The organism is Ruegeria hyattellae, from assembly GCF_041537925.1.
Classification (GTDB): Bacteria; Pseudomonadota; Alphaproteobacteria; order Rhodobacterales; family Rhodobacteraceae; genus Ruegeria_C.
This window is the reverse complement of the sequence record NZ_JBGOSH010000001.1, coordinates 382,643-399,295: the sequence shown is the minus strand read 5'-3', so window position 1 is coordinate 399,295 and position 16,653 is coordinate 382,643. Positions and strand designations below refer to the sequence as shown.

The following is a 16,653-nucleotide window of genomic DNA, read 5'->3' as shown; positions in this document are numbered from 1 at the left end:
GGACACAAAATGATCAACAGACGTACGCTTTTGAAAAACTCTGCCGCAACTGGCCTGACTTTGGTTGCTGGCGGATTGGCCGCGCCGGCGATTGCGCAGGGCGCCAAGATAAAGCTGGGCTACGTGAGCCCCCAGTCGGGCCCGCTGGCGGCTTTTTCGGAAGCCGATCAATTCATCATCGATGGCTTTCTGGGCTCAGATGCTGGGTCGAATTTCGAGGTGATCGTCAAGGACAGCCAATCCAATCCGAACCGTGCTGCCGAAGTCGCCAAAGAGCTCATCTTGGACGATGAGATCGACCTCATGCTGGTCGCCTCAACACCGGAAACGACAAACCCCGTGGCCACAACCTGCGAGGCAGAGGAAGTCCCCGTCATTTCAACGGTTGCCCCGTGGCAGCCGTATTTCATCGGTCAGCAGGGCAACCCAGGCGATCCCGGCTATTGGGAGCCGTTTTACTACAGCTTCCACTTCTTCTGGGGGCTAGAGGACGTGATATCGACGTTCACGGCGATGTGGAACCAGTTGGACACCAACAAGCAAGTCGGTGCGTTGTTTCCCAATGATGGGGATGGCAACGCATGGGGTGATCCGAATGTTGGCTTTCCGCCAGTGCTTGCTGAACAGGGTTACGGGCTTGTCGATACTGGCCGCTACCAGAATCTGACGGATGATTTCAGCGCACAGATCAACGCATTCAAACAAGCCAACGCCGAGATTGTGACAGGGGTGCCAATCCCGCCGGATTTCACGACCTTCTGGACGCAAGCAAAGCAGCAGGGCTTCAACCCCAAGGCTGCCAGTATCGGCAAAGCGATCCTGTTCCCGCAAGCGGTCGAAGCGTTGGGGGATCAAGGGCACAACTTGTCCTCTGAGGTTTGGTGGTCGCCGACTCATCCGTTCAATTCATCTCTCAACGGGCAGTCGGCGGGCGATCTGGCAGCAGCCTATTCGAGCGCGACTGGCAAGCAATGGACGCAGCCGATCGGGTTCGTGCATGCGCTTTTCGAGATGGCTGCGGACGTGATGAGCCGGACCAGCGATACGGGCGATGGCGATGCCGTGGCGGAGGCAATTGCAGCGTCGCAACTGGACAGCATCGTGGGCCGCATCGCGTTTGACGGCGCGGGCCTGCCGCCCTTTGCCGCGCAGAATGTCGCAAAGACGCCACTGGTCGGCGGACAATGGCGGCTTAAGGACGGCGGCGGTTACGATCTGGTGATCGTGGACAATTCCGACCATCCCAGCATCCCCACCGGGGGCACGATGGAACCCATTAGCTGAACGCAAGTGCCCCGGGCCTGACCCGGGGCCACTGACCACATCTCAACAGGAGGTCTCGGACAGGCTCCGGGACAGAACAGACCGAATGACCATGCTTGCACTCCAGAACGTCTCCAAGAGTTTTGGGGCCCTGACCGTGACGGATGACGTCTCGGTTGAGGTGCCCAAAGGTCAGGCGCTTGGTATCATCGGCCCGAACGGCGCTGGCAAATCGACGCTGTTCAACCTGATCACGGGCAATCTGCGCGCTGACAAGGGCGCGATCAACTATCAGGGTCGTGACGTCACCCATGTCTCCGCGATGGAGCGGTGTCTGACTGGCATCGGGCGGTCTTTCCAGATCCCGCAGCCCTTCGAAAAGCTGACCGTCTTCGAAAACCTGCTGGTTGCTGCCACCCACGGGCGCAACCAGTCCGAGGCAGAGGTGCTCGACGACTGCGCCGATGTTTTGGAACGCACCGAATTGCTGCGCCGGGCCAATACACCAGCAGGTCGGCTCAGCCTACTGGAACGGAAGCGGCTGGAACTGGCCCGCGCCATGGCGACGGACCCCAAGCTGTTGCTTCTGGACGAAATCGCAGGAGGTCTAACCGAAGGCGAATGCCAGGCGCTGATCCGCACGATCAAGGACGTTCATGCACAGGGCGTCACGATCATCTGGATCGAACATGTGCTGCACGCGCTGATCTCGGTGGTGGAATGCCTTCTGGTGCTCGACTTCGGGAAGGTCATCGGGATCGGCGACCCGGACGAGATCATGGGGTCCAAAGAAGTCAAGGAAATCTACCTGGGGATTGACGTCTGATGCCCCTGCTCGAAACCAAAGGGCTCACCGCCAGCTACGGGGATTTTCAGGCCCTGTTCGGCGTCGATATCGCGCTTAACGACGCAGAAACTGTGGCCATCATCGGCGCAAATGGAGCGGGCAAAACCACACTGATGCGCTCGATTTCCGGTGTGTTGCGGAACGCAGCGGACATGGTCCGTTTTGACGGTCGCGATATAGGCGCCTTGCCAGCGGATGAGATAGTGGCGCAGGGCGTGGCCATGGTGCCGGAAGGGCGCAAGCTGTTTCCTTCGCTCTCGGTGGAGGAAAATCTGGTGATTGGCACCTATGGGCGCAAGACCGGTGGGCACTGGTCGTTGGATACGATCTATGACCTGTTTCCCATCCTGCAAGAGCGTCGTCACAATCCCGGCACAGCCCTGTCGGGCGGGCAACAGCAGATGGTCGCCATCGGGCGCGCATTGATGAGCAATCCGCGTGTGATGCTATGTGACGAGATCAGCCTTGGCCTCGCACCGGTCGTCATCAAGGACATCTACAAAGCCGTGCCTGCGATTCAGGCCGCGGGGGCCAGCATCATCATCGTTGAGCAGGATATCGGTCAGGCCACGGCCGTGGCTGACCGTGTTTATTGCATGATGGAAGGCTGCGTGACGCTGTCAGGCACGCCGTCCGAGTTGAGCCGTGACGCAATCCACGACGCCTATTTCGGAGCAGGACATTGATCTGGGTGGATACAATTGTGCAGGGCGTCCTGTTGGGGGGGCTTTATGCATTGTTCGCTGCGGGGCTTAGCCTTGTGTTCGGGATCATGCGGCTGGTGAACCTTGCCCATGGAGATTTGATCGTCATGGGAGCCTATCTGATCCTGGTGCTGGTCACTCTGTTAGGGCTGTCCCCCTTCATCGCGCTGCTTGTTGCCATGCCTGTGATGTTCGCCGTGGGTTGGGTTTTACAGAAATTTCTACTGAACCGGACGCTTGGTGACGACATCTTGCCGCCACTTCTGGTGACGTTTGGCTTGTCCATCGTGCTCCAGAACGCCTTGCTGGAAGGGTTTTCCGCAGATAGCCAACGCCTGCCTACCGATGCGCTTACAACCGCGTCTGTATCAGTGGGGCCGCTGAACCTCGGCGTTATGCCGCTGCTCACATTCGTATCGGCAATTGCCGTGATCGTGGGTTTGAACCAGTTGTTCTATCGGACGTCGCTGGGTCGCGCGTTTCGCGCCACGTCGGATGATCCAGTCACGGCGAGCCTGATGGGCATCAAACCCACCAACATTTTCGCAACTGCGACGGGCATCGCTCTTGTCATTGTGGCAATCGCCGCGCTCTATCTGGGGCTGCGCGCAAACTTCGACCCAAATGTTGGTCCTGCGCGCCTGATTTACGCGTTCGAAGCAGTGATCATTGGCGGGCTCGGATCGCTGTGGGGAACACTCGTGGGTGGGATCATCATCGGTGTGGCGCAAACCGTTGGTGCAGCGCTGAACCCCGAATGGCAAATTCTTGCCGGCCATCTCGCTTTCCTGGCGGTGCTGCTGGTGCGGCCCAGGGGCCTTTTTCCAAGGGCGAATGACTGATGGCGACCTATTCCGTTCAAACCCGCACCCGAGCTTCAACCGCGTTCAGCGTTGCAGCGGCGATCGCAATCGTTGTCCTGATTGCGCTGCCGTTCTTTGCAGGGCGCAGCACAATACAAGATATGTTCTTCATCCTGACCATGCTGGTTCTCGCGCAGTTCTGGAACCTGCTTGCGGGTTATGGTGGCCTTGTGTCTATCGGTCAGCAAGCCTTTGTTGGCATGGGCGCTTATGCGCTGTTTGGTGCAGTCATCTTGTGGGGATTGGACCCAGTGCCGTCGATCCTGTTGGCAGGGGTTGCAGCACTGATCATTGCGATACCGACGGCCTTTTTCGCTTTCCGACTGAACGGCGCATACTTCGCCATCGGCACATGGGTCATTGCCGAGGTCTTTCGGTTGCTCGTCGCGCAATGGAAGACGTTGGGAGGGGGTACCGGTACGTCATTGCCGCGTTCTGCCACCCGCGAGATGTGGTTTACCGAAACGATCAAGACGCTTTTCGACGTGAAGACCTCCGCCGCACGGGACATCCTCGCCTACTGGCTGGCTCTCGCCCTGGCGCTGGCAGCCATCGGTGGCATTTACTGGCTCTTGCGCACCCGACGCGGGTTGGCACTGGCCGCCGTGCGCGACAATACCGAGGCCGCCAAGTCCGTTGGCGTCGATGCAGGCCGCATGAAGTGGGTCGTTTTCCTCACCTCAGCCTTTGGCACCGGCCTCGCAGGCGGGCTGATCTACATGCAAAAAGCACGGATCTCGCCCGACGCAGCGTTCAGCGTGACGGACTGGACGGCCTACGTGATTTTCATCGTCGTGATCGGCGGTATAGGCACCATTGAAGGCCCAATTCTTGGCGTGCTGATTTTCTTTGCCCTGCAATCGCTGCTGGCCGATTTCGGCAGCTGGTATCTGATGACGCTGGGTGTTCTGGCCATTGTCATCATGCTCGTCGCACCGCGTGGACTTTGGGGGCTGATCTCAGAGCGCACCGGCGCGCATCTCTTTCCTATCCGTCGCCATTTGACCGGTGGCAAACTCGAACAACTGGAGGATTAATCATGGCCGATATCTCAACAGACGTGCTGATAATTGGAACCGGCCCGGCTGGGTCCGCCACCGCAGCGCTACTGTCGACCTACGGGATCGAGAATATGGCCATCAACCGCTATCGGTGGCTTGCCAACACCCCACGCGCGCATATCACTAACCAGCGCACGATGGAGGTGCTGCGTGATCTTGGACGAGAGGTCGAGGGCGAGGCCTACATGTTCGCGACCGAGCAGGAACTGATGGGCGAGAACGTCTTTTGCGAAAGCCTCGCCGGAGAAGAGATCGGGCGCATGAGAAGCTGGGGCACACACCCGCTTTCCAAGGCGGAGCATCTGCTGTCTTCCCCTACTTTCATGAACGATCTGCCCCAGACCATGATGGAGCCGCTGTTGTTCAAGACCGCCTGTTCGCGGGGTACGCAAGCGCGGATGAGCACGGAGTATTTAAGCCACGTACAGGACGCTGAAGGGGTCTCGACCACCTGCCGCGACCGGCTGACCGGGCAGGACTTTACGATCCGGTCCAAGTACCTTATGGGCGGGGATGGCGGCAATTCGCTGGTTGCGGAAAACGAAGGCCTGCCGATCGCCGGGCAGATGGGTGTCGGCGGGTCGATGAACATTCTTTTCAAGGCGGACTTGAGCAAATACGTCGCGCATCGCCCGTCTGTCCTCTACTGGATCATGCAGCCCGGCGCGGATGTTGGCGGCATCGGTATGGGGCTGGTGCGCATGATCCGGCCCTGGAATGAATGGCTGATCGTTTGGGGTTACGACATTAATGAACCCGCACCCAAGGTCGATGAGAAGATGGCAACCGATGTGGCGCGCCAGTTGGTCGGTGATCCGGAACTGGAGATCGACCTGCTCAGCGCCAACACATGGACGGTAAACAACTCTTACGCCGAAAAGATGTCTTCGGGCCGGGTGTTCATCATGGGCGACGCGGCGCATCGGCACCCGCCGTCCAACGGGCTCGGCTCAAACACTTCGATCCAGGACAGTTTCAATCTGGCATGGAAACTTGCGGCGGTGTTGAAAGGTCAGGCAGGTGAACGGCTGCTGGAAAGTTACACGGTTGAACGCGCGCCGGTGGCCAAACAGATCGTCACCCGCGCAAACCAATCCATCGGTGAATTTGGCCCGATCTTTGAGGCGCTGGGGATGACCGGCGGTACCGATATCGAGAAAATCAAAGCCAATATGGATGCTCGCTGTGGGACGGACGCCAGCGCCGAAGCCCAACGCGCAGCATTGAACGAGGCGATTGCCTTCAAGAAGTTCGAATTTGACGCACACGGGGTCGAGATGAACCAACGCTATTCCTCGGACGCGATTGTGACGGATGGGCAGATGGAGCCGGACTTCAGGCTGGATTCCGACCTGCATTACCAGCCAACCACATGGCCGGGCGCGCGTATTCCACATGCTTGGCTGTTTGATGTGGATGGCGGCAAGCATTCAACGCTGGACCTAGCCGGGCATGGTGTGTTCACCGTGTTCACCGGGCTGGGTGGTGAGGCTTGGGTAGATGCCGCAGCGAAGCTGACCAAAGAATTGGGCGTGGACATCGAGGCACACGTCATTGGCCCCCGGCAACACTACATCGATCATGTCGGCGACTGGGCGCGCGCCCGCGAAGTCGGCGACACCGGGTGCATCCTGACGCGACCCGATCAGCACGTGTGCTGGCGTCACGACGGCTTACCGGAAGACCCGGAGGCCGAACTTCGCCGCGTAATGTCGCAAATTCTGGCCAAGTGAGGGTGATATGACGGAAGCGAACAAAGGTTACTTTACGGAAGAGAACTCCGCTGATGTTGTGATCAGCCGGATCGCCGAAACAACTGACCCACGCCTCGCAGAAGTTGTAGGCGCGATTACCCGCCACTTGCATGCTGCGGTCAAGGAAATTGAGCCTACGCAGGAAGAGTGGCTTGCCGCGATTAAATTCCTGACCGAGACGGGTCACAAGTCCGACGACTGGCGTCAAGAGTGTATATTGCTCAGCGACATCCTTGGTGTGTCGATGCTGGTGGACGCCATCAACAACCGCAAACCATCTGGCGCGTCAGAATCAACGGTACTGGGACCATTCCATGTGCCCGATGTGCCTGAGTTGCCAATGGGATCGAACATATGTCTTGATGGCAAGGGGCATCCGATGCAGATCAAGGGGCGCATCCTCAACACCGAAGGCCAGCCCTTGTCGAATGTAAAGATCGACGTATGGCAAACCAATGATGATGGCTTTTACGATGTCCAACAGAAGGGGATACAACCTGATTTCAACTTGCGCGGTGTGTTCCGAACCGGCGATGACGGAACTTATATGTTTTGGGGCGCGAAACCACGTTTTTATCCGATCCCTGACGACGGCCCTGTTGGCAAGCTGCTAGGAAGTCTTGGACGTCATCCCTATCGGCCTGCCCATCTGCATTACATCTTGGAAGCGGAGGGTTACGAGACCCTGATTACACACATATTTGACCCTGATGATGAATACATCCACTCCGACGCGGTCTTTGGTGTGAAAGAAAGCCTGTTGGCCAAGTTCGATCTGATTGAAGACCCGGACAGGATTGCAAAGGAGCACCCCGAAGGCCCGTTCTACGAGGTGGAGCATGACTTTGTTCTCGCTCCCGCGTCATGACCACACCTTGCATTATCTGCGTGGCAATAACCGGGTCTCTGCCGATCAAGGCTGATAACCCGGCAGTGCCCGTCAACGTATCCGAACAGATCGAAAGCACCCATGAGGCATTTGAAGCCGGGGCGTCAATCGTCCACGCTCATGTGCGCAATGACGATCAAACGCCCTCCAGCGATCCCGACAAATTTGCAGCACTCAAAGAGGGACTGAAGAAACACTGCCCCGGCATGATCATCCAGTTTTCCACCGGGGGACGCTCGGGTGCCGGCAAGACACGTGGTGGCATGCTATCGCTCAGGCCTGACATGGCATCTCTCTCTGTCGGGTCGAACAACTTTCCAACGCGGGTTTATGAGAACCCGCCGGAGCTGGTAAACTGGCTTGCATCTGAGATGAAGGCCTACCGGATCAAGCCAGAAATCGAGGCGTTCGACCTGTCTCACATCCTCAAGGCCGCTGCGATGCATGAAGAAGGCCTGATCGCCGAAACGCCCTATATGCAGTTCGTTATGGGGGTGAAAAACGCAATGCCTGCTGATCGACGCGTCTTTGATTTCTATGTAGAAACCGTCAAACGCCTGTTTGGCCAAGACGCTCCATGGTGCGCGGCGGGCATCGGTGCGGCGCAGATCGTTCTGAACGAGTGGGCCATTTCATCCGGTGGTCACGCTCGCACGGGTCTTGAAGACAACGTGAGGCTCAACAAGACGACGCTTGCGCCTTCAAATGCCGCTCTGGTCCGCAAGGTAGCCGAAATATGCGAACGAAACATGCGCCCTGTTGCGACATGTACGCAGGCCCGAAGCATAATTGGCTTAAATCCAACTTGATCAGAATTCTGCAAGAACCGACGTTGAGAACGCTTTTCGCAACTACAGGTCTGTCCGCGATGCCATCAAATAACTCGCGTCGCCAAGGGACCGCTTCTGTCGGCGAATGATAGTCAATAAACGTGCATCACAAACGCCCCCAGCAGGGTAAAGAGCGACGCCACCAAAACCAGCAGGAAGACGTCGGCGGAATCTTCGTAATCGTCGGTGGGCTTTTTGCTGGCGATCCGGCGGTGCATGCGGCGCATGCGGATGTAAGCGAGCATAAGAACCAGCGCACCGGCCCCCATCATCAGCACTTCGGTCCAGTATGTTGTGGCCTGATCGTTGAACCGCGTCGCCACCAGTCCAAAGCCGATAATGGCGATCACCGTACGGACCCATGCCAGAAAGGTCCGCTCGTTCGAGGCATGTTCACGATAGCTGTCGATCATCGACACACGCTCCTATTTCGTCAGGCCCCGCAACCCACCCGAGACCAGCACGTTGATCTCATAAAGGATGCGGGGTGCTGCCAGACCGCCGGGGCTGGCCAGATAGTTCGGGCTCCAGACCGGGTCGAATTTCTGCTTGAAGGTGCGCAGCCCCTCGAAATGATAGAACTGCTCGCCATGCTCATAGACAAAGCCGCCGATCCGGTTCCACAGCGAGGCAAGCTGGCGGTTCTCGATCCCGGAGAAGGGCGCCGCGCCCAGTGAGAACCAGTGAAACCCCTGTTGTGCCCCCCATAGCATCATCTCGGCAAAGAGTGCATCCATGATAAAGCTGGCGCTGTCAGGGTCATAGCGCATCAGGTCGAGCGACAACTCGCTCTTGTTGGCACCCTGGAACAGGTTGGCAAAGGCCACGATCTTGCCGCTCTCGCCCTCGCGCAGCACCGCATGATCGAAGTTCAGCAGATACGCCTCGCTGAACCCACCCAGTGAGAAGCCTTTCTCTTCGCCCTGTTTGTTAGCCAGCCACAGATCCGAGACGGCTTTGAGCTCGGGCAGGGCGGGGGCAAGGTCTTCCTTTGCAATGATATCGAACTCATACCCCTCGCGCTCGGCCCGATTGCGGGCCTGGCGGAAGCCTTTCTTGGGCTTGCCGTCCAGCGTGAAGCCGGTCAGATCGGCGCGCGCGACCTCGCCGATCTTCAGGATCGACAGGCCCAGATCAAGGAAGGTCGGCAGGTAGCGCGGCGAGACGCTGTAGAAGGCGCAGCGTTTGCCTTCCTTGTCGGCCTTTTCGCGCAACTGCCAGATCAGCTGCTTGCCGGCTTCTTCGTCACCCACCGGTTCGCCCTTGCTGATCAGCGATGCGCCGGTATCGGCATAGGCCAGAAAGGCGCTTTCATTCTCGGCGATCAGGAATTGTTTATCACCCGTCAGGCAGATCAGCGCTTCGGTATCCTCGCTGCCCATGGCCAGATCATGCACCACCTGCGGCACCTCGAAGCTGCGCTGATCCGGCATCCGCTGGCTGAGCAGCGAGTTCAGCGCAATGGCCGCTAGGATCAGCGCCACCACAAGGCTGGAGCGCAGGAACCGCGAGGCGTCAGCATTCCAGGCAAAATCCCACCACAGATCGCTTTGGTATTCGACATGGGAATAGGCAAAGAGGCCAACCCAGAACACCGCCGCCAGCAGGGCCACGATGCTGACAAACCACGGCACGTTCAGCCGGAAGATCGAGGCACCGGCCACGCGATAAAACGCCCCCCGGAACAGGCCCAGAAAGCCGATGGTCAGCAGCATGCTGATCGCCTCACGCACGTCCAGCCCCTTGCTGAGGGAGGCGACAAAGCCGACGCCCATCAGGATCATCGCCACCATCCAGGCCCGGTAGAGTTTGCGGTAAAGCCCGCGCGAAATCAGGATCAGCAACAGCCCGGTGATGCTGCCGATCAGATGCGAGGCCTCAATCAGCGACAGCGGCAGAATCGAGCGCAGGATGCGCATGCTTTCATTGTCGGCGGGCAGGGTGCCCGACACCAGCAGGATGATACCCGCGAACATGGTCACCGCCGCCGCCGCAATGGGGACGATGGGTTTGACGATACGATAGGCGACGGTTGCCGCCGAGCCGACGGCCCGCCGCCGCGCCACGGTCCAGACCAGCGCGATGCCGCAACAGGCGACGGCAAAGGGCATCAACGTGTAGATCAGCCGGTACAGCACCAGCGCGGCCAGCACATCGGAACGGCCCGCCGCGCCAAGCCCGGCAATGACCGTCGCCTCAAAGACCCCAAGCCCGCCGGGGGCATGGCTCAGCACACCCAGTGCGATGGCGGCAATGACCACGGTGAAGAAGAAGGGAAAGCCAACCGCCAGATCGCTGGGCATCAGCACATAGAGCGTCATGGTTACGCCTAATATGTCGCCAATGGCCGCCAACGTCAGCAGCAGGGCCAGGCGGAAACTGGGCAGGTCAAACCCGAACCCAGCCACGGCCAGCCGCCGCGCGCCCAGTGCGAGCCAGGCAAAAAGCGACAATAGCCCGCAGAGCAGTACCGCACCGATCAGCGTCTCGGTCGTGTTGTTCAGCGGGATCACCGTCGACAGACCCTGCGGATGCAGGGCCATGAGCCCGCCGAAGATCAGCGTGAGCCCCATCCAGAACGCCACCCAGGAGGTGGCGATGACACCGGCCACCCGCTCCAGATCCAGCCCCAGAGAAGCATAGATGCGGTAGCGTACCGCAGTGCCGGTGACATAGGAAAAGCCCAGAAAGTTCGAAACCGCGTAACCGCTGGCCCCAGCCATGCCCGCAATATGCGCAGGGACCTTGCCGTCAGCTACGCTGCGCACCGCGAAGATGTCATAAAAAGACAGGCTGAAATAGCTGACCGCTGTCCAGCCAATGGCCGCAAGGAAGATCCGCCAGGGAGTATCGCTGATATCCGATTTCACATCCGACCAGGACACCCGCGCTGACAGGTCATGCAGCGCAAAGAGCGCAATGCCCGTGACAAGAATCGGAAGCACAATCTTTGTCAGCGGATGATGCAGCAATTTGGTCAGTAACTCGGCCGGGGCAGACGGTTCCTTGTCCTGTTCGTTGTCGGCGGTGTCCTGTTCGGCGGTCATATGCGGGTCGATCCTCATTCCCGGCTTGCATTGGCGCAGCCCGGTTCTGCTCTGGTGGAGCATACAGGTCTGTTGGGCCGGGCAAAGACAAAGTTCCAACAAATGAAAACGTAAAAGAACACGTTTCGTGCCCTTGGCGACCTCTCAAAAGCAACAGCGCCGCCCCGTGAGGCGGCGCTGTCCTGTCTGTTGTGCGAGTCAGGATCAGCCGAGGATGCCGTTATCGTCGCGCTTGACCGCAATGATCGACGAGCGCGGCAAGCCTTCGCCATCGGGCCAGGTGCCACCGGGGTGCTGGATGCCAACGAACATTGTGCGCAGGTCGTCCGACCAGGTCAGGCCAGTGACCTCGCAGCCGCTCGGGCCGGTCAGAAAGCGCACGATCTCGCCCGTCACCGGGTCGCCGACCAGCATCTGGTTGTTGCCGTTGCCCACGAAATCGCCCTCGTTTCCGTCGTCGCCGTCGGTCTGGATCCAGACCAGTCCGGTCGAGTCGATGGCCATGCCGTCAGGCGAGTTGAACAGGTTGCCTTCGTTCACGTTTGCGGACCCGGCATAGGCGTCGTTATGCACGGTCGGGTTGCCCGCCATCACATAGAGGTCCCAATCGAACCCGTCGGCGGCATGGTCGTCATTTGCCGGACGCCAACGCACAATCTGGCCATAATGGTTTGTCTCACGCGGGTTCACCGGATTGGCCGAGGTATCGTCGCCGCCTGCATTGGGCTTCACACCGCGGTTCTTGTTGTTGGTCAGGCAAGCATAGGCTTCAACCGCGACCGGGCTTGTTGCGACCCATTCGGGACGGTCCATGGTGGTGCCGCCTACCTTGGACGCAGCCATGCGGGTGAAGATCGCGATATCGGCAGGCTCCATCCCGGTGCTCTCAGGCGTGAGTGCCAGCCACTCGCCGGTCTGGTCATCGTTGAACTTCGCCGCGTAAAGCGTTCCGAAATTAAACAAATTTTCGGTCGGGCCGCCCGGTTGATAGACCCCGTTCGAGACGAATTTGTACAGGTATTCGCCCCGTTCATCGTCACCCATATAGACCACGACCCGACCATCGGGTGCGATCGCAACGGCGGCATTCTCATGCTTGAACCGGCCCAGCCCGGTGTGTTTGACCGGGGTGCTTTCAGGATCGGTCGGGTCGATCTCGACAATCCAGCCGACGCGGTGCGGCTCATTGGGGGTCTTGGACGTGTCAAAGCGCGGATCGAACGCTTCATAGCCGTTCCAGCTCTCTGCCTTCACGCCATACCGCTTGAAGCCGTCAGCGACCGTCTGGTCATAACTGGCCGCCTCATCGGTCGAACCGAAATACCCGTTAAAATTCTCTTCGCAGGTCAGATAGGTCCCCCATGGTGTCTTGCCCGCGCCGCAATTGTTCATCGTGCCCAGCGAGGTGGTGCCAGTTGGGTCGGCCTCGGTCTTGAGCAGGTCGTGACCGGCGGCGGGGCCAACGATCTTCATCGGTGTGTTGTGATGGATGCGGCGGTTGAAGGGGCTGTCCTTGACCACGGTCCAGCCTTCGGGCGTTTCGGTGATCTCCATGACCGTGACGCCCTGGAGGTTCTGCAGCTTGCGCACATCGTCGGCGCTGACAGGCTTGCGCTCCTGCGCGGCGGGCAGGTTGATCTTGGTATTGGGATATTCATGGTTGATCGCGATCAGCTGGTGACCATTGTGATCGAAGGTGAACATGCCGTCGGTGTTTTCACCAAAGATACGGTCGGATTTCTCGACGACCCCGCCATCGGTGATGTCATAGCCATCCGCATCCGAGAACAGCGGATCACCCCAGCGTGCGACAACTTTCCAGCTATAGCCCTCGGGCACGTGTACGCTGTTGTCGGTTTGTATCGCTATTGGCGTGAAGGCAAACCGCGATGCATTTTGCGCCTGCGCCGAAGTCGAGGACATCAATCCGGCCCCCATCGCTGCCGCGCCAGAGCCAAAAGCCAACACACCGCCCAGAAAACCCCGGCGCGAGATCGCGCATTCGACGACGCGGTCGAAATCGTTTGCCTCGGGGCGGGGAAAGTTCACCTCGTCCCAGTCGTCTGCAGAAAGTTGGGTCGGGTCGATCTTGGTCATATCTGGCTCCATAGCTTGATATCTTGTACCTGTAAGGTGGTCATGTGACAGGTATTTGAAACTTAGCCAGAACTCCGACCCGGCCTCAAAAAAACTTTCGAGGCCGCGCGGTCGTACCTGTTTTAGCAAATGCCGCTTATACGGGAACTGCCTCCAGCAACTCGCGCCAGCGGTGGCAGGACACTTCGTGACCGTCGCCGGGATCCTCCAGTTGCGGTTCTTCGGACTTGCAGCGGTCGATGGCGTTGGGGCAGCGGGTATGGAACTTGCAGCCGGTCGGCTGATTCAGGGGCGAGGGAATCTCGCCCTCAAGCTTCTGCGCCGTACCGTGATCATCGGGGTCAAGCGACGGGATCGCTGAAAACAGCGCGCGGGTATAGGGGTGCCGGGGCATTGCAAAGAGTTTGCGCGTCGGTGCGGTTTCCACCAGCCGACCCAGATACATCACCGCCACATGGTCGCAGGTATGGGCGACCACGGACAGGTCGTGGCTGATGAACATGAAGGTCAGGCCCAATTCGGACTGAAGATCTTTGAGCAGGTTCAGCACGTCGGCCTGAATAGACACGTCCAGTGCCGCCACGCTTTCGTCGGCGACCACGAATTTCGGCCCTGAGACCAGCGCCCGCGCGATAGAGATCCGCTGCCGCTGCCCGCCCGAAAAGGCATGCGGAAAGCGGCGCAGATGTTCCAGGTTCAACCGGCATCTTGCCGCAATCTCGCGCACGCGTTCGTCGGTTTCCTGGCGCGACGCGGTCAGGCCCATGACTTCGAGCGGTTCGGCGATGATGTCGCGCACCGTCATCCGCGGGGACAGGGCCGCGTAAGGGTCCTGAAAGATCAGCTGCGCGCGCTTGCGGTAATCCTTCAACTCGGCCCCGTCGAGCGTGGCCAGATCATACTGGACTTCGTCATCGCGATAGGTGGCGCTGCCGCCGGTGATTGGTGCCGCCTTGAGCAGCGCGCGGCCCAGCGTCGTCTTGCCCGACCCACTTTCGCCCACCAGACCAAAGAACGAGCCGCGTTCAATATGGACCGAAACCTCGTTCACCGCCTTCAGCACCGATTTGCGCAGAATGCTGCCGCCAAGCGGGTAGCCAACGGTCAGCCGGTCGGCCGAGATCAGGATATCGTTGCTCATGCGCCGGCCTCCTTCTTGTCCTGCGTGTCATGCAGGTGGCATGCCACCCGGTGCGTTGCATCCAATTGCGTGTCATGGGGCAGCGCGGTTTTGCAGACATCGCCCAGGATTTCCTGACAGCGGGTGTGAAACACGCAACCCGGAGGCCGCTCCAACGGCGATGGGATGTCACCGGGCACCGGCGTCAGCGGCGCTTCCAGATCGTCAAGCCGGGGCAGGGCGTGGATCAGGCCGCGCGTGTAGGGATGCTTTGGGTGGCGGATCACTTCGCGTACCGGGCCTTCCTCGACAATGCGGCCCAGATACATGACGCAGACCTTGTCGGCGGTTTGTGCCACCACGCCCAGATCATGGGTGATGAAGATGATGCCCATGTGGAATTCGTTGACCAGATCTTTCATCAGGTCGATCACCTGGGCCTGGATGGTCACGTCCAGCGCCGTTGTCGGCTCGTCCGCGATCAGTAGTTTGGGCTGCGTCGACAGCGCCATCGCGATCATCGCCCGTTGCCGCATGCCGCCCGAAAGCTCGAAGGCGAACTGGTCGATACGCTTATGCGGGTCCGAGATGCCGACGCGGTCCAGCATCTCGACCGAGATCTCCTTGGCCCGCGCCTTGGACATGTCGCCATGCAGCTGCAGCTGTTCGATCATCTGGCTGCCGATCGTGATGGCCGGCGCGAACGAGGCCATCGGTTCCTGAAAGATCATGCTGATCGCACCGCCGCGCACCACGTTCAACTCGCGCGCGGTGCGCAGCGACAGCACGTCGACCTCTCCGGCATCGGTGTGCAGTGTGATCTTGCTTTGCGGGGCATAGACCGCGTTGCGGGCATTCAGGTGCATCAGCGACTTGGCGGTCACCGACTTGCCGGACCCGCTTTCGCCCACCAGCCCGATCACCTCGCCCTTGGCCAGCGAAAAGCTCACATCATCCACCGCGGTCACCAGCCCCTCATCGGTGCGGAATTGCAGCGTCAGATTTTCGACATCGATCAGGGAACTCATTTGTGGCTATCCGAATAGGGGTCAGCGGCGTCGCGGAGCCCGTCGCCGACAAAGACGAAGGCCATCACAAGCGCGATGAAGAAGATGACGGGGATGAAATACCACTGGTAGTTCAGCAGCACATCCGCCGAGGTCACGCTTTGCAGCATGACGCCCAGCGAGTTGACCGGATCCTTCAGACCCAGACCAATAAAGCTGAGCGCGGTTTCGCTGAGCACCATGTAGGGAAACGAGATCACCAGATCGACGATGATATAGCTGGTGAAGCTGGGCAACAGGTGACGTCGGATCACATGGCCGGGCGAGGCACCGCAGAGCTGCGCGGCCAGCACATATTCCTGATTGCGCTCGGTCAGCAGATGGGTTCGGACCCGTCGCGCCAGGGTGGGCCATCCGATCAGTCCCAGGATCATGGATATGATGAAGAACCGCGTCTCGGCCGACCATTCCTGCGGGATGAAAGCGGCGATGGCCATGAACAGCGGAATGGCGGGCACCGTTCGGACCGCATCGGTGATCATCTGTATGAAACTGTCGATCCAGCCGCCGTAATAGCCCGAAATGCCGCCGATGATCAGCGCCAGCACAAAGGCGATGACCACGCCGATCGTGCCTACCTGCATCGAGGTCCAGATCGCATGCAGCGTACGCGAAAAGATGTCCTTGCCGGTGGCATCGGTTCCGAACAGGTGCACGTAGCCCTCTTCGACCCCGAACAGATGCCGGTCCATCGGGATCAGGCCGAAGAGCTTATAGTCCCAGCCCTTGGGCATGAAGGTGAAATAGACACGTTTGTCCTCGTTCACCTTGGTCACCCAGCGGAAGTTAGTCGCCAGCGAGCGCTCGCGCTCGACCGGGTGAATGAAGGGCCGCAACGAGCAGCCATTGCCATCGCAGAATTGCGGCAGCTGCGGCGCACCGTTCAGATAATCCTTGTCGCGTCCCGCAACCGTCGGGTCGTAGGGCGACAGGAACGAGGCGAAGATCCCCGAGAGCAGCAGCCCGATCAGCACCCAGGCGGCGATCATCGCGCTGCGCTGTTTCTTGAACCGCGCCCAGATCAACTGGCCTTGCGAGGCGGTGAAATAGGCCTCTTTGGCCTTCTGGTCGCTATCGGTGGCGGGGTTTGTGGTTTCAGTTGTCATGTCGC

General features: G+C 59.5%; 14 protein-coding genes. 8 read left to right on the top strand and 6 right to left on the bottom strand.

Annotated features, from left to right (window positions below):
• Positions 1-9: 9 nt before the first annotated feature.
• From AB1E33_RS01920 to AB1E33_RS01885, 8 genes are all read left to right on the top strand, one after another.
• Entirely contained in the window at positions 10-1,284 is a 1,275-nt protein-coding gene (locus AB1E33_RS01920) for an ABC transporter substrate-binding protein (RefSeq protein WP_372575563.1), read from the top strand.
• An 85-nt stretch (positions 1,285-1,369) separates the two neighbouring features.
• On the top strand, positions 1,370-2,089 hold the full coding sequence (locus AB1E33_RS01915; protein ID WP_372575562.1) for an ABC transporter ATP-binding protein: 720 nt from the start codon (positions 1,370-1,372) through the stop codon (positions 2,087-2,089).
• Positions 2,089-2,796 (top strand): ABC transporter ATP-binding protein, encoded by a 708-nt coding sequence (locus tag AB1E33_RS01910; RefSeq protein ID WP_372575561.1) that lies wholly within the window; start codon positions 2,089-2,091, stop codon positions 2,794-2,796. Before AB1E33_RS01915 ends, AB1E33_RS01910 begins: the two co-directional genes overlap by 1 nt.
• A gap of 5 nt (positions 2,797-2,801) precedes the next feature.
• A complete protein-coding gene (locus AB1E33_RS01905; protein ID WP_372575951.1) occupies positions 2,802-3,656 on the top strand; it encodes a branched-chain amino acid ABC transporter permease in 855 nt (284 codons plus the stop codon).
• Entirely contained in the window at positions 3,656-4,714 is a 1,059-nt protein-coding gene (locus tag AB1E33_RS01900; protein ID WP_372575560.1) for a branched-chain amino acid ABC transporter permease, read from the top strand. Before AB1E33_RS01905 ends, AB1E33_RS01900 begins: the two co-directional genes overlap by 1 nt.
• A gap of 2 nt (positions 4,715-4,716) precedes the next feature.
• Positions 4,717-6,471, top strand: a complete 1,755-nt coding sequence (locus tag AB1E33_RS01895; RefSeq protein WP_372575559.1) for an FAD-dependent oxidoreductase — start codon at positions 4,717-4,719, stop codon at positions 6,469-6,471.
• Positions 6,472-6,478: 7 nt separating this feature from the next.
• The gene (locus AB1E33_RS01890; protein WP_372575558.1) at positions 6,479-7,360 is read left to right on the top strand and encodes an intradiol ring-cleavage dioxygenase; all 882 of its coding nucleotides are present in this window, start codon (positions 6,479-6,481) and stop codon (positions 7,358-7,360) included.
• The gene (locus tag AB1E33_RS01885) at positions 7,357-8,190 is read left to right on the top strand and encodes a 3-oxoadipate:acetyl-CoA acetyltransferase (protein ID WP_372575557.1); all 834 of its coding nucleotides are present in this window, start codon (positions 7,357-7,359) and stop codon (positions 8,188-8,190) included. The genes AB1E33_RS01890 and AB1E33_RS01885 overlap by 4 nt, the downstream gene beginning before the upstream one ends.
• Positions 8,191-8,303: 113 nt before the next feature.
• Here the strand turns inward: AB1E33_RS01885 and AB1E33_RS01880 are convergent, their stop codons facing one another.
• From AB1E33_RS01880 to AB1E33_RS01855, 6 genes are all read right to left on the bottom strand, one after another.
• A complete protein-coding gene (locus AB1E33_RS01880; protein ID WP_372575556.1) occupies positions 8,304-8,624 on the bottom strand; it encodes a YidH family protein in 321 nt (106 codons plus the stop codon).
• A 12-nt stretch (positions 8,625-8,636) separates the two neighbouring features.
• A complete protein-coding gene (mprF, locus tag AB1E33_RS01875; RefSeq protein WP_372575555.1) occupies positions 8,637-11,276 on the bottom strand; it encodes a bifunctional lysylphosphatidylglycerol flippase/synthetase MprF in 2,640 nt (879 codons plus the stop codon).
• A 186-nt stretch (positions 11,277-11,462) separates the two neighbouring features.
• Positions 11,463-13,355 (bottom strand): PhoX family protein, encoded by a 1,893-nt coding sequence (locus tag AB1E33_RS01870; RefSeq protein ID WP_372575554.1) that lies wholly within the window; start codon positions 13,353-13,355, stop codon positions 11,463-11,465.
• Positions 13,356-13,491: 136 nt separating this feature from the next.
• On the bottom strand, positions 13,492-14,496 hold the full coding sequence (locus tag AB1E33_RS01865) for an ABC transporter ATP-binding protein (RefSeq protein WP_372575553.1): 1,005 nt from the start codon (positions 14,494-14,496) through the stop codon (positions 13,492-13,494).
• A complete protein-coding gene (locus tag AB1E33_RS01860; RefSeq protein ID WP_372575552.1) occupies positions 14,493-15,503 on the bottom strand; it encodes an ABC transporter ATP-binding protein in 1,011 nt (336 codons plus the stop codon). Before AB1E33_RS01860 ends, AB1E33_RS01865 begins: the two co-directional genes overlap by 4 nt.
• Positions 15,500-16,648: an ABC transporter permease gene (locus AB1E33_RS01855; protein WP_372575551.1), complete on the bottom strand. Its 1,149-nt coding sequence runs from the start codon at positions 16,646-16,648 to the stop codon at positions 15,500-15,502. The genes AB1E33_RS01860 and AB1E33_RS01855 overlap by 4 nt, the downstream gene beginning before the upstream one ends.
• Positions 16,649-16,653: the final 5 nt, after the last annotated feature.